Raw genomic sequence first — 13024 nt, forward strand, 5'->3', positions numbered from 1 at the left:
TCGTCGGGAGTCTCGTAGTCGCCGCCGGCAATTCAGTACTCCTCGACTGGGTACGCTGTTCGATTCGGATACAACCGACGCTGTGAAGTTCTCCGAGACTCCCGCTCAGAACCACTCTCTGAGGTACGGCGCTGGCGATTCGACGGGAAGCAGGGAGTCGAGCTGTGTGACCGCGTCGGCGTCGCCAGCGACGTGTCCGAGTCTGGCGAGCACCGCTGCGGACCGGGCTCCCACGAGGACGCGTGACAGTGCACTGATGTCGATGTCGATGTCGACGTCGACGTTCCCGTCGGCGCCCCCCCGCCGGCAGGTCGTCAGTCCGTCGTCGACGCTCAGCTCGAACCGGTCGTCGTTCCAGTCGTACCGGGGGTCGCGAACCGAGAGGACGACACGCTCGTCCGTGGCCGGCGTCGCCAGTCGCGAAAGCGCCGCTTCCACGTCGACGACACGGACCATCGGGCCGGGCTTCACCGTCGTCGTCACGTCGTCCGCGGGGTCAGAGAGCCGGTCGAGGAGGCTCGTGTCGCCCGCGAAGAGACGGACCTGCGAGACCTGTGAGTCGTGGTTGCGCAGGAAGGTGAGGAGCTGTCGGTACGCTTCGTCGTCGGCCGCACCCCAGTAGGTGACGGCGAGGGTCCGCCCCGGGTCGTCCTCCTCGAACCCGTAGACGAGATACGCCCGGAGTTCCTGGTCGTCCGTGTCGCCCCAGCCGTAGACGAATCGCTCCCCTGTCCAGGTACGGAAGACGCGGTGTCGCCACCAGTCAGGGGAGCGGTCGAGTGCGAGCGGTTCGGGTGCACTCCGTTCGTGCAGGGCGGCGAGTGCCTCGACGTCCGCGGGGTCGTCGGCAGCGAGTCGGCGAAACGACCCGTCTTCGTCGGGTGTCGCCGCCGGCGAATCGAGCGCGTCCGGCGGGAACTCGAACTGGACGTAGTCGTTCGTCCGTCCGTAGTCGAAGCGCCGGTAGAAGGCGTGCGAGAAGGGCCAGAGGGCGGCGACCCCTACGTCGCGCTCGCGGAGTTCCTCGTGGAGGTGGTCGAGGAGCGTTCCGACGTGTCCCCGTCGGCGGTGTTCGGGTGGCGATGCGACGGCTGTGACACCCCCGACGGGGCGAAACGCCCCCCGAATCCGCATCCGGAAGTCGACGAGTGCGCTGGCGACGACGAGGCCGCCGGGAGCGACGTCGGTCGCCTCACGCGGGCGGGCGGAGGCAGTCGGCGTCTCAGTCTCAGTGTCAGTCTCGGCTGTGTCGCCCACACCGCTCGAGGGTTCGTACAGCCCTCTCGGTTCGAACTCGGCGGGCTGTTCGTGTGGGTCGTCGTCCCAGTCCGGGCCGCGCTCGGGAGCGAACGCGTACTGGAGGAGTCGGCGGTAGACGGGGCGGTGCTCGTCGTCGTCGGGGACCGCGCGATACGCCAGGGTCCTGCCACTCATACCTCTTCGTGGCGGCCGGTCGACAAAACTGTCGCGCACGGGCGGGGGAACCGAGAGGTTGAGGTGCGTTCGGCCCAACCGTTCGGTATGGCTGACAGCGTCGACGGCACGGACGAGACGGGCGGCTTCTTCACGCGGGACAAACTGCTCTTGCTCTCGATCGTGGTCGCCGGTATCGTCCTCCCGGGTATCGCCCGGCGATTCCTCGGCGAGGCCGGGTACGGTGGGCTCGGGACCATCGTGTTCGTCCTCGGCTACGCGGGTATGATCTTCCTCGTGTGGTACGGCTGGATTCGTCCGCTGGAGCTCACCGGCCCCGTCGACCGCTGACGGGACAGCGGTCGGCCTGCCGGTGCGTTCGTCGTCCCGCGTCGGGAGCACCGAAGAACGGAACTTTAATTGCCGATTCGTTCGGAATCTCGAACATGGTTCCGCTCCAGCTCATCGACAGCTTCCTGCTCAACTACAACGTGGGGCAGGCGCTGTTGGTCGTCTTCGTCCTCGGGGGTGTCGGGATCCTCCCGTTGAAGTCACAGAAACTCCTCTCGCTGCACGTCATCGGGTTCGGTGTCATCTTCCTCCTGACGCCGCAGGCGCTGGTCCCGACGCACTATCTGTTCCTCGGGATCGTGCTCGTGGTCGTCGGACCGCTGCTGTACGTCACCGCACGCTCCTGACCACACCGCCGCGTTCGGGCCCCCCGTCCGTCCGCTGTCGACACCGGAACCCCCTCCACTCTCGTCTTCTGCTCTCGCGTGTCGTCGGAGCGCGACGTTTAAACGACGACGCTCCCAATCGCGAGTATGAGCGAACCGCGCGTCCCCGGCGGTCGTGGGGCGGAACTCGACCTTCCCTGTGGACGGACCCGGCGTGTTCGAAGCATCGACCTGGGTATGCGGGAGTTCGAATGCCCGTGTGGCGAGTCGCACGCGACGGTGATGGACGTCCACCCGCCCGAACGGTTCCTCCCGGAGTTCCTCGTCGAGGTCCTCCGCGAGGCCATCGAGACGACGAGCGACGAGATGCCCGAGTTCGGCACACCGCATCTGATGGCGCTCGTGAAAGAGGAGTTCCCCGAGCAGGTGGTCTCCGTCGACGTCAGCGACGACGGCGAGGTCGGTGCCGGAATCGTCTGGGTGACCGACTTCCGTTCGCGCCGACTCCACGAGGTCATCGTCGAACTCGTCGTCGAACTGATGGAACACGCCGTCAGTCACGCGGAAGACGACTCCCTGTTACCCGAATTCGAGGCGCAAATGCTGGATTTCGACGTTTCGGAGTTCGTAGACCAGTACCGCGCGGAGCGGGACCTCTCTGAAGAGGACGCGTACGTCTGACGGTTGTCTGACTCCCGTCTCACTGAACGCTAAGTCGTCCCCGTGTGTACGTATGACGTGACGATGCACCCCCAGACGGACTTCGAACCGCTACGGGGTGTGCTCTCTGAGGCCGACGAGCCGTTGACCGCACGGGAGATTCTGTCGCTCCTCGACGAGCACGACCAGTTCGACAGCGCCCACAGAGTGGCAACCGTGCTCGGTCGGTGGGCCCAGCGGGGTGAGGTCGAAGTGCTCCGCGAGAGCCCCTACCGGTACCGCCTCTCTTCGACCTCGTCCTCGGCTTCGTCGTCCTCCTCGACGTACTCTTGACGCGGCGAGCACACCACCGTCCACCCGGCGCTCGCACACGCCGGTCAGCACTGCCGCTCGTCACCTCGAACACCGTCCCTCGCGGTGGTTTACGAAATTCGAAGTTCACTTGCGCTTCTCGTAGAAATTCGTCGCGCTTATTACGATGAACCGGCTTCGACCACGTAATGACCGACGAGCCACAGGAGAAACCCGAGTCGGCCTCGGAGCACAGAACCATCCTCCTCATCGGAAGCGGTCCCATCCAGATCGGCCAGGCGGCGGAGTTCGACTACTCCGGCGCACAGGCCTGCCGCGCCCTCCAGGAGGAAGGTGCCCGAGTCGTCCTCGTCAACTCCAACCCCGCGACCATCATGACCGACCCCGAGATGGCCGACCGGGTGTACATCGAACCCATCACGACCGACGCCATCGCGGAGGTCATCCGGAAGGAGCGCCCCGACGGTGTCATCGCCGGTCTCGGCGGGCAGACCGGACTGAACGTCACGGCCGAACTCGCCGAGGAGGGCATCCTGGACGAGTACGACGTCGACATCATGGGGACGCCGCTCGACACCATCTACGCGACGGAGGACCGCGACCTCTTCCGCCAGAGAATGGAAAAAATCGGCCAGCCCGTCCCCCGGTCGACGACCATCTCGCTCGAAGAGGGTGAGTCCGTCACCGACTTCGACAAGGACACGATGGCGAAGAAGGTCGAAGCCGCCGTCGATGCGGTCGGTGGCTTGCCCGTCATCGCCCGCACCACCTACACGCTCGGTGGCTCCGGGTCCGGCGTCGTCGACGACTTCGAGGAACTCCGCGAGCGCGTCCGCAAGGGCCTGCGCCTCTCGCGGAACTCGGAGGTGCTCATCACCGAGTCCATCTCGGGCTGGGTCGAACTCGAGTACGAGGTGATGCGCGACGCCGACGACTCCTGTATCATCATCTGCAACATGGAGAACATCGACCCGATGGGCATCCACACCGGGGAGTCCATCGTCGTCACGCCCTCGCAGGTCATCCCCGACGAGGGCCACCAGGAGATGCGCGACGCGGCGCTCGAGGTCATCAGGGAACTCGGCATCCAGGGCGGCTGTAACATCCAGTTCGCCTGGCGCGACGACGGCACCCCCGGCGGCGAGTACAGAGTAGTGGAGGTGAACCCCCGCGTCTCCCGTTCCTCGGCGCTGGCGTCGAAGGCGACCGGCTACCCCATCGCCCGCGTGACGGCGAAGGTCGCCCTCGGCAAGCGCCTCCACGAGATCGAAAACGAGATCACCGGCGAGACGACGGCCGCGTTCGAGCCAGCCATCGACTACGTCGTCACGAAGGTGCCGCGCTGGCCCAAGGACAAGTTCGGCGACGTCGACTTCACCCTCGGGACGGCGATGAAGTCGACGGGCGAGGCGATGGCCATCGGTCGGACGTTCGAGGAGTCGCTGTTGAAGGCGCTCCGCTCCTCGGAGTACGACCCGGCGGCCGACTGGGCCGAGGTGAGCGACGAGGAACTCGAGGCAGAGTACCTCGCGAAGCCGACACCCGACCGCGCGTACGCCATGTTCGAGGCGTTCGACCGCGGCTACTCCGTCGAGGACGTCGCCGACCTCACGGGCATCAAGACGTGGTACGTCGAGCGCTACAAGCGCGTCACCGACGCCGTGGAGGCCGCACAGGACGGCGACTTCACCGCCGCCGCCATCGCCGGTCACACGAACGCCTCCATCGCCGCGGCCACGGGCTCCGACGTGGGCACCGTCGAGACGCAGGTGCCGGGGCGGACGTACAAACAGGTCGACACCTGCGCCGGCGAGTTCGCCGCCCAGACGCCGTACTACTACTCCTCGCGGATGACGGAGTTCTTCAAGGGGCCGCTCGAGGGCGACGCCGCCGCGGGCGAACTTCGCGTCGACCGCGACGTCGAGAGCGTCGTGGTGGTCGGCGGCGGCCCAATCCGCATCGGACAGGGCGTCGAGTTCGACTACTGCTCCGTCCACGCCATCCAGGCGCTCCGCGACATGGGCATCGACGCCCACGTCGTCAACAACAACCCCGAGACGGTGTCGACGGACTACGACACCTCCGACGGCCTGTTCTTCGAGCCCATCACGGCCGAGGAGGTCGCCGACGTGGTCGAGGCGACGGGTGCCGACGGCGTGATGGTCCAGTTCGGCGGGCAGACCTCGGTCAACATCGGCCACGAGGTGGAGGCCGAAATCGACCGCCGCGGCCTCGACTGTTCGGTCATGGGGACCTCCGTCGACGCGATGGACCTCGCGGAGGACCGCGACCGGTTCAACCGCCTGATGGACTCTCTCGGTATCGCCCAGCCCGAAGGTGGCTCCGCCACCTCCGAGGCGGAGGCGCTCGACCTCGCCCGCGACATCGGCTACCCGGTGCTCGTCCGCCCCTCGTACGTCCTCGGCGGACGCGCGATGCAGGTGGTCCACTCGGACGACGAACTGAAAGAGTACATCGAGGAGGCCGTCCGCGTCTCGCCCGACAAGCCCATCCTCGTCGACGAGTTCCTCGCCGACGCCATCGAACTCGACGTCGACGCCGTCTCCGACGGCGACCGGGTGCTCATCGGCGGCGTGATGGAGCACGTCGAGAGTGCGGGCGTCCACTCGGGCGACTCGGCGTGTCTCATCCCGCCGCGCTCGCTGGACGACGACGTGATGGCCCGTGTCCGCGCCGTCACCGAGGACATCGCCGGCGCCCTCGAGACCGTCGGCCTGCTCAACGTCCAACTCGCCGTGAAGGACGGCGCTGTCTACGTGCTGGAGGCGAACCCCCGTTCTTCGCGGACGGTCCCGTTCGTCTCGAAGGCGACGGGCGTCCCCATCGCGAAGCTGGCGGCGAAGGTGATGGCCGGCGAGACGCTCGACGACCTCGCTGCCCAGGAACAGATCCCCGAACAGACCTCGGTCAAAGAGGTCGTCCTCCCGTTCGACCGCCTGGAAGGGAGCGACCCACGCCTCGGCCCGGAGATGAAGTCGACGGGTGAGGTGATGGGGACCGCTTCGACGTTCGGCAAGGCCTACGAGAAGGCACAGTCCGCGACTGGCAAGCCTATCCCGACCGAGGGGACCGCCGTCGTGGACCTCTCCGCCGAGGAGTTCCCCGCCGCCGACACCGATGCCGGACGGGAACTCACCGAGGGCTTCGCCGAGTTCTACGACCTCGCCGAGTTCAACTCCGGTGAGGCGTTCCGCACGGCCATCCGCGAGGGCGAAATCGACCTCATCGTCTCGCGCAACCGCGACGCGCTCGAAGTGGCCGTCGAGGAGAAGGTCACGTACTTCTCGACGCACGCCTCGGCGAAGGCCGCGCTCGAGGCCCGCCGTCACCACGACGAGGACATCGACGTCGTCGCCGTGACCGACCGGCCGAAGACCGTCGCTCAGTGGGGCGCACAGGGCGAGTAGGCGCGAACCCTCCTACGGGGCACGTCTCGCGTCTTCCGTGACGCTCTCGTTATCTTTTCTCCGCACGTACGGCTAATCGCAGGTCGGGACGCCGCTGGGAGGACGGTGACCTGTTCACCCTCGGATACACACGAACCGGCGGCCGTCCCGCCTGCGCTCGTCTCTCAGTCGAGCTTGCCGAGCGCCTCGAAGAAGTCCACGGCCGGCCCGGCCAACCGGACGGGCCGGTCGGCGAGCCCGACGTGGACGTCGGTTCCGGGTTCGACCTCACGTTTCGTTCGGCCGTCACTCACGACGACGGCGTAGTCGACGTCGGTGACGGTGACGGTCACGTCGTGGTCCGAGGCCAAGACGAGGGGCGGCATCCCCTCGCGCGCGGCCATCTGATTGACGATGAGGCCGGCGACCTCCGGGTGGACGAGCGGACCGCGCTCGCTCAGGTTGTAGGCGCTCGACCCCGTCGGCGTGGCGACGAGGACGCCGTCCGCTTCGCCTGCGTCGTACAACGCGCCGTCGACACGCACCTCGACGCGTCCGCCACCGCCCCGCCCACGGCGCGGTCCCTGTACGACGACCTCGTTCATCGCCGGTTCGCCGACCCAGTCGTCGGTTCGGGCGGCGATCCGTGGGACCTCTTGTACGCTGAGTTCGCCTCGTCGGTACGCGTCGACCTCGCGCTGGACGGCGCGTTCGGCCTCGTCCGGTCCGACGGCGTTCAGAAACCCGACCTCGCCGAGGTTGACGCCGAGTATCGGTGTCCCGTTGGCCCCGCGCGCGGCGAAGAGGAAGGTCCCGTCCCCCCCGATACTCACCACGAGGTCACACTCGTCGAAACGGTCGACTGAACAACCGACGTCCGCACGGTCCAGCGCGGCGGCCGTCGTCGCGTCGAAGCGTGTCCGGACGTCGCTCTCGTCGAGTCGCGCCCCCAACGTCCGTGCCAGCGCCGCGGCGCGGTCGTTGTCCCGTTGGGCGACGATGCCGACTTCCATACCCCGCGTAACCCCCCCGGTGAGAAAAGCCCACCGTCACCGCGGAATCAATGTTGAGAGACAGGGCGGCAAAATATATACGAACCGGCTCGAAACAGGCTCCAATGGCGGTCCGAGTCGGTCTTGTCGAGTTCGACTGCCGGAGGGGGTTCCGTGAGTAGCGACGACGACTGGTTCGAGCGCGCGTTCGCGGACGACGAGACCGAGGACCACTCCGACGAGGAGCGTCGCGACGAAGCCGGCGAACGAGCCGAACCGACCGAGGCTGTCGCCGAATCCAAGGAGGGGGCCGACCCGGAGCCGTCCGCTCCGTTCGCCGAGACCGAGACCGAGACCGAGACCGAGACTGAAGCCGAAGTCGACGCTGGAGCCGACTCCCCGTTCGCGGAGGACTTCTCGGACGCGTTCGATAGCGCCCCAGACCCCGACGCGGGGCTCGGCGGGTCGTCACGGAACGAGTCCGCCGAGAGCGGCGGCCCGTTCGGTGGCGTGGACGGACTCGCGTTCGGGGATGCGGACGCAGGCGGGTTCTCGACGAACGAGTTCGACGAAGCGGAACTCGACTCTCAACTCGACAGGGTCTCTATCGGTATCGAAGGGCTGGACGAGATGATTCTCGGGGGTATCCCGACCCGGTCACTCATCACCGCCATCGGGAGTGCCGGGACGGGAAAGACCACCATCGGGATGCAGTTTCTCAACACGGCCCTGGCGAACGACGAGCGAGCGGTCTACATCTCGCTGGAGGAGAGCCGACAGCGGGTCCTCGACACCGCAGAGGAGAAAGGCTGGGAGTTCCGGCGGTACGAACGGGAGGGCTCGCTCGCCGTCGTCGACCTCGACCCCGTCGAGATGGCGAACTCGCTCGCGAGCATCCGCAACGACCTGACCCGACTCATCAGCGACTTCGGCGCTGGACGGCTCGTCCTCGACTCGGTCTCGCTCCTCGAGATGATGTACGACCACCCCGCTCGTCGCCGTAGTGAGGTGTTCCAGTTCACGCGGGCGCTCAAGGAGGCCGGTGTGACGACGCTCGTCACGAGCGAGGCGAGCGACACCGACCCCTTCGCCTCTCGACACGGCATCATCGAGTATCTCGCCGACGCCGTCTTGATTCTCCAGTACGTCCGGTCGAACAACTTTCAGGAGACGCGGCTGGCGATCGAGATACAGAAGATTCGTGACGCCAACCACTCGCGGCAGCCGAAGCCGTACGAGATTACGAGCGACGGCATCAGCGTCCACCAGCAGGCGAACCTGTTCTGAGTTCGAGCTACCGCACGATCGTGACGGGAACTGGCGACCGCCGGACGACGGCCTCGGCGACGCTCCCCAGGACGACCCGCGAGACGCCCGTGCGTCCGTGGCTCCCCATGACGACGTGGTCGACGTCTTGTGCGACTTCGACGATGCTCGCCGCCGGCCGGCCGGCTACGACGACCTGTTCGGCGTCGACGCCGACCTCCTCGGCCAACTCCGTGAGGCGCGTTTCGGCCTCTCGGCGTGCCCGCTCGTACCACTCTTCGGCACCGGACGGAAAGGCGCTCCCGGTGTAGCCGGTGTCGACCGGGTCGATGACGCTCAGGAGGACGACGTCGGCGTCGGGCCACTCGTCGGTGACGAACCGTATCGCTTCCGCCGACTGCGGGGAGCCGTCGACGGGAACGAGGATACGTTTCACCATGGCACTGCGAACGCGACCAGCGTGCAAGAATCATGGGGGCGTCGCGCTCGCCGTCGGCGCTCGATGGAAGCTGGCGAACAGGTGGTACACGGGCGGTCACAGGACGGCGTACCACGCGGCCGCGGGACGTCCTGCGATGGCTCGTCAGGGCACGCGGTCAGTAGGCTGCGGCCTCGTATGTGAACGTCCGTGACGACCCACCCCCGGGAACCGAACGCAGCCCACACGACGACCCGCCGCTCCCGACCTCTAGTCGCCGTGGCGCGTCACGCAGGTCGACAGCCCCGTCAGTTCGACGGGCTCGGAGTTGTCGGGCGAGTAGATGACCATCTGTCCCTTCTCCATGTAGGGCACCTTGTCCTCCAGCGTCGAGGGGATGTTCACCGACTTGATGGCGTCCTCGTCGCCGAGGTTGAGCACGAGCTTCGTGTTCACCTGCTTGAACACGGGGTCGGCGATGTCCTGTGGGTCCTGCGTGATGAGGAACAGGCCGAGTCGCTCCTTCCGGCCCTGTTTCGCCGCCTCGGTGAACTTGTGAACGACCTTCCGCGCCTGCACGGAGTCGGCGTCCGCGAGGAAGTTGTGCGCCTCGTCCATCCCCAGCACGACCGGCGTCCGCTTGATGCGGTCGTACGTGGGGTCGTTCGAGAGCTTCTCGTCGACGAGGAGGCTCGCGACGGCGAGGACCACCGTGACGGCAGCCCGCGAGTCGTTGATGTGATACGTCGGGACGACGGTGAGCCCGCCCGGACGGACGAACTCGTGGACCTGTTCGGTGATGGGGCGGGCGGCCTGGTCGAACACGTTGCTGAACGTCGCCGAGCGGACCCGACGCTTCACCGCGTCGAACGTCGCCTCGTGGACGCGGCCGGTCTCGTGGAGGTCCTCTTTGAGCCCCGGGTCGTCGAGGTACGTCTTGAACTGCTCGTACGTTCCGTCGTCGCCCGCTTGCCGGAAGAACCGGTAGATGAGTTCCTCGAGGGCGTTGTACTGGTTGTCGTTGAGGGCCGCACCAGCGACGAGCCAGGGGCGAGCGCGGGTCATCGAGAACGGAATCGTGAACCGCGCCTGCTCGGCGCGATGTCCCTCCCCGGGATAGGTCGAGCCGCCGACCTCGGGGACGAACGCGACGGTGTCGTCGTAGCCGCCGTAGGCGACGCCCTCGCGGTCGAACTGCCGGGCGATGTCGCCGTCGAGCGCCGGGTTGTCGTCGTGCATCTGGGCGTACTCGTCCTGTGGGTCGAACTGGACGACGGCGGGGGCGACGTTGCGGCCGTCGTCCATCCGATACCGGGTGTCGAGGAACTGCCGGAGCACGTTCTTCGAGGCGTGGGTCTTTCCCGACCCCGTCCCACCGGCCACCAGCAGGTGCCTGAACACGAGCGGGTCGCCGTCGGCGTAGTCGTTCTTCAGTCGGTAGTCTATCGTCGGCGGCGACGCCGCGGTGCGGACCTTCTCGCCACCGACCGAGAGGTGTCCAAGGAAGACGCCGTCACGGGGAATCTTCAGCCCCGCCTTGATCTGAGCGGCGTCCGTCGCCTCCTGCACGACCGCGCCGGGCTTCGGCACCCGGTCGGTCATCCGGCGCTTCCACTCCTCGTCCGTCTCGTCGTAGAACAAGACGGCGACGGGGTCGAGTTCGGAGACGAACTTGTAGTCACGCTCTTCGAAGTCGTCGCGACGCATCGCCCGTCGGGCGGCGATCTCCGTCGCGTCGTCCTCGTGGAACTCCTGGGCGTACTCGAGGGCCGTGATTCGACAAAAGAGCAGTTCACGGTCGGGATACGGGACGAGGAGGTACTTCCCCAGTCGGACGGAGTCGCGGTTGCCGACGGTGACGAACGCCTCCATCGCGGTGTCGTCGCCGTCTTCTGCCACCCGGAGGCCGCGGGAGACGGAGACGACGCCGAGGCCGCGGTCCGTTCCGGCGGGGGAGACGTCGTAGGGCTCGAACGGCGTCCTCGCGTCCGCCTCCCGCCCGTTCGTCGTCTCGCCGTCCGCTTCCGCCGCGCCGTCTGCCTGCGCTCCGTCGCCGCGTTCGTCCCCGGTGTCGGGTTCGGGCTCAGCCGCCGTCTCGGACCGTCCAGCAGCGTCACCGAAGTCAGTAAAATCACCGAGGTCGGACATATCTCACGCAGGGAGAGCCGCGGATAAATCCCTTTCCCCGTTTCGGTGTCACCCCGAGCGTGGCGCTTTATCCCTCGGAGCCCCTATCACTCGTATGTTACTGATTCGGGGGCTCGGCGGCGGAACCGGCCTCACGGGGACGCTGTACGAGCGTGGGGAGACGCCGCCGAGTTTCCGGGGAGCGCCGGACGAAGACGCCCCGTACGTCTGGGTCTGCGACGAGTTCTACGAGGTCGAAAGCGGTGGCTCCGTGACGACCATCGACGGCCGGCAGATTCACGTCGCGTTCGAATCGCCCATGCCTCGCGGGTTCGAGACGAAAGAGCAGGCGCTCGACGCGGCCGAAGAACACCTCAGAACCCAGTTCGCACGCGTCGGCGTCCCGTCCGACGAGGTCACCATCGAAGTCGAGCGCACGGAGCCGTGAGCGGACTCGGATTCAGACTCAGCTGAGTCCCCAGCGCTCCTCGTCGTAGCGGCGGACCGCGTCGGAGTCGAGGTATTCCTCCAGTTTCCGGCGGAGCGCCGCCTTCTCGCCCTGGCTGACCCGTGCGAGTTCGTCCGCTTTCTGGACGGCCGGCGGCGGCCCCCGCCCGACGGCGACGTCGTGGAGCACCTGCTGGGTGAGCCGCTCTCGCGTCTCCTCGTCGCGGACGAACGCCGCCGGCGATTCGACCCGATACAGTACGTCGGTCCGAGGGTCGTAGACCGGAAGGAAGGCCACCTCGTAGTCCTCGGGCGAGAACCTCCGGTCGATGCCGAGTGCGTCCCCACGCTTCGACATCGTCTTATCGGTTCCACTCCGGGAGACGAACCAGTTCGTGAAGGTGAGACCGTCCGTCCGGCGCTCGCCGGCCTCGTCGTCCCACCGCTCGAGGAGCCGGGTGAAGAGCGCCGCGTCGTCGGTCCAGGGGGCCTCGACGCCCTTCTTCCGGAGGGTGCGGACGATGCCCCGAGCGGCGGGGTTCTTGACGAACCCGACGAGCGGGACGTCCCGCTCGACGAACGTCTCGACGAGGCGGACGTAGTTCTCGACGACGTCGCGGGGCGCGGCCTCGCTCACGAGGTCCCGAAGCTCCCGCTCGCCGTCCTGCCAGGTGAGGACCTCCATCGGGTACAGCGGGCCGTCGAGGACGAGCAGGTCGTCGACGGTGTCGGCCTGCAACAGCGCGTGCTCGCTCTCGGCGAGGTACAGCGCGAGCGCGTGGACGACCCCCTCGGCGTAGCGGTCGACGCGGGGGGCGTGCAGCACCTTCCGCCGCGAGTAGCCCTCGTCGTCGACGATCCAGTCCGTCTCGCAGTCGACTGTCGGGTCGTTCGCGTGGACGGTCACGACGAGCGTCCGGGCGCGGTGGAGGTCGAGGTCCGAGGGGACCCCGGCCATCGCCGCCTGCGCCACGTCGAGGACGAGGCCGTTCTTGAACGTGGTGGGGTTGATGGTCCCCGAGTCGAGGCCGTGTGTCGTCTCGAACGGTGGTTCGGCGAGGGCGACGTCCTCGATGGGTGCCGACCGGAGGCGTTTCTCGCCGACGGGCTCGACCACGACGCGCGAGCCGTCGCGGAGCGGGTCGAGGAAGTTCTCCCAGACCTCGGTTGCGAGGTCGCCGTGGTCGGCGTCGTCGACGGCCCGGGCGATGGCGCTCGCCAGCCGAGCGATGCCGTCGACGTGGACGCGGTCGAGAGTCATACTCGGTCTCGCGCTCCCGACTACGAAAACCCTGTCCTCGCCCC

General features: G+C 67.4%; 12 protein-coding genes. 7 read left to right on the forward strand and 5 right to left on the reverse strand.

The genetic code is table 11. From position 1 onward, the window contains the following. Positions 1–105: 105 nt before the first annotated feature. Positions 106–1434, reverse strand: a complete 1329-nt coding sequence (locus E6N53_RS07525) for a GNAT family N-acetyltransferase (protein WP_142858136.1) — start codon at positions 1432–1434, stop codon at positions 106–108. An 87-nt stretch (positions 1435–1521) separates the two neighbouring features. On the opposite strand from E6N53_RS07525, the gene E6N53_RS07530 reads away from it, so the two are divergent. The 5 genes from E6N53_RS07530 to carB all read left to right on the forward strand — a co-directional run bounded on the left by E6N53_RS07530 (position 1522) and on the right by carB (position 6490). Next, positions 1522–1764 (forward strand): DUF7996 family protein, encoded by a 243-nt coding sequence (locus E6N53_RS07530; RefSeq protein ID WP_136589454.1) that lies wholly within the window; start codon positions 1522–1524, stop codon positions 1762–1764. A 95-nt stretch (positions 1765–1859) separates the two neighbouring features. Next, complete coding sequence (locus E6N53_RS07535; RefSeq protein ID WP_136589453.1) at positions 1860–2111, forward strand: DUF8006 family protein; 252 nt, start codon at positions 1860–1862, stop codon at positions 2109–2111. A gap of 126 nt (positions 2112–2237) precedes the next feature. Then, the gene (locus tag E6N53_RS07540; protein ID WP_136589452.1) at positions 2238–2771 is read left to right on the forward strand and encodes a DUF5815 family protein; all 534 of its coding nucleotides are present in this window, start codon (positions 2238–2240) and stop codon (positions 2769–2771) included. Between the two features lie 63 nt (positions 2772–2834). Next, positions 2835–3083, forward strand: a complete 249-nt coding sequence (locus E6N53_RS07545) for a hypothetical protein (protein ID WP_136589935.1) — start codon at positions 2835–2837, stop codon at positions 3081–3083. A 167-nt stretch (positions 3084–3250) separates the two neighbouring features. Further along, on the forward strand, positions 3251–6490 hold the full coding sequence (gene carB / locus E6N53_RS07550) for a carbamoyl-phosphate synthase large subunit (RefSeq protein WP_142858139.1): 3240 nt from the start codon (positions 3251–3253) through the stop codon (positions 6488–6490). 164 nt (positions 6491–6654) lie between these two features. On the opposite strand, the gene E6N53_RS07555 is transcribed toward carB, so the two are convergent. Further along, the gene (locus E6N53_RS07555) at positions 6655–7482 is read right to left on the reverse strand and encodes an NAD(+)/NADH kinase (RefSeq protein WP_136589450.1); all 828 of its coding nucleotides are present in this window, start codon (positions 7480–7482) and stop codon (positions 6655–6657) included. A gap of 153 nt (positions 7483–7635) precedes the next feature. Here E6N53_RS07555 and E6N53_RS07560 point away from each other — a divergent pair, with 153 nt between their 5' ends. After that, the gene (locus E6N53_RS07560) at positions 7636–8748 is read left to right on the forward strand and encodes a KaiC domain-containing protein (protein WP_142858141.1); all 1113 of its coding nucleotides are present in this window, start codon (positions 7636–7638) and stop codon (positions 8746–8748) included. Between the two features lie 7 nt (positions 8749–8755). Here the strand turns inward: E6N53_RS07560 and E6N53_RS07565 are convergent, their stop codons facing one another. Both E6N53_RS07565 and E6N53_RS07570 read right to left on the reverse strand, forming a co-directional pair. Continuing rightward, positions 8756–9166 (reverse strand): universal stress protein, encoded by a 411-nt coding sequence (locus E6N53_RS07565; protein ID WP_136589448.1) that lies wholly within the window; start codon positions 9164–9166, stop codon positions 8756–8758. 249 nt (positions 9167–9415) lie between these two features. After that, complete coding sequence (locus tag E6N53_RS07570; RefSeq protein WP_142858143.1) at positions 9416–11293, reverse strand: ATP-binding protein; 1878 nt, start codon at positions 11291–11293, stop codon at positions 9416–9418. 94 nt (positions 11294–11387) lie between these two features. Between E6N53_RS07570 and E6N53_RS07575 the strand changes: the two genes are divergently transcribed. Beyond that, on the forward strand, positions 11388–11720 hold the full coding sequence (locus tag E6N53_RS07575) for a DUF7113 family protein (protein WP_136589446.1): 333 nt from the start codon (positions 11388–11390) through the stop codon (positions 11718–11720). A gap of 18 nt (positions 11721–11738) precedes the next feature. On the opposite strand, the gene E6N53_RS07580 is transcribed toward E6N53_RS07575, so the two are convergent. Then, positions 11739–12980: a DNA double-strand break repair nuclease NurA gene (locus E6N53_RS07580; protein WP_142858146.1), complete on the reverse strand. Its 1242-nt coding sequence runs from the start codon at positions 12978–12980 to the stop codon at positions 11739–11741. Positions 12981–13024 lie beyond the last annotated feature (44 nt).

It is taken from the genome of Salinigranum halophilum (assembly GCF_007004735.1).
Taxonomy (GTDB): Archaea; Halobacteriota; Halobacteria; order Halobacteriales; family Haloferacaceae; genus Salinigranum; species Salinigranum halophilum.

What these genes read in the sequence shown, in the direction of transcription:
- E6N53_RS07525 (WP_142858136.1), bottom strand. Translation starts at nt 1,434, where the DNA reads ATGAGTGGCAGGACCCTGGCGTATCGCGCGGTCCCCGACGACGACGAG.
- E6N53_RS07570 (WP_142858143.1), bottom strand. Translation starts at nt 11,293, where the DNA reads ATGTCCGACCTCGGTGATTTTACTGACTTCGGTGACGCTGCTGGACGG.
- E6N53_RS07545 (WP_136589935.1), top strand. Translation starts at nt 2,835, where the DNA reads ATGCACCCCCAGACGGACTTCGAACCGCTACGGGGTGTGCTCTCTGAG.
- E6N53_RS07575 (WP_136589446.1), top strand. Translation starts at nt 11,388, where the DNA reads ATGTTACTGATTCGGGGGCTCGGCGGCGGAACCGGCCTCACGGGGACG.
- E6N53_RS07555 (WP_136589450.1), bottom strand. Translation starts at nt 7,482, where the DNA reads ATGGAAGTCGGCATCGTCGCCCAACGGGACAACGACCGCGCCGCGGCG.
- carB (WP_142858139.1), top strand. Translation starts at nt 3,251, where the DNA reads ATGACCGACGAGCCACAGGAGAAACCCGAGTCGGCCTCGGAGCACAGA.
- E6N53_RS07565 (WP_136589448.1), bottom strand. Translation starts at nt 9,166, where the DNA reads ATGGTGAAACGTATCCTCGTTCCCGTCGACGGCTCCCCGCAGTCGGCG.
- E6N53_RS07530 (WP_136589454.1), top strand. Translation starts at nt 1,522, where the DNA reads ATGGCTGACAGCGTCGACGGCACGGACGAGACGGGCGGCTTCTTCACG.
- E6N53_RS07580 (WP_142858146.1), bottom strand. Translation starts at nt 12,980, where the DNA reads ATGACTCTCGACCGCGTCCACGTCGACGGCATCGCTCGGCTGGCGAGC.
- E6N53_RS07540 (WP_136589452.1), top strand. Translation starts at nt 2,238, where the DNA reads ATGAGCGAACCGCGCGTCCCCGGCGGTCGTGGGGCGGAACTCGACCTT.
- E6N53_RS07535 (WP_136589453.1), top strand. Translation starts at nt 1,860, where the DNA reads ATGGTTCCGCTCCAGCTCATCGACAGCTTCCTGCTCAACTACAACGTG.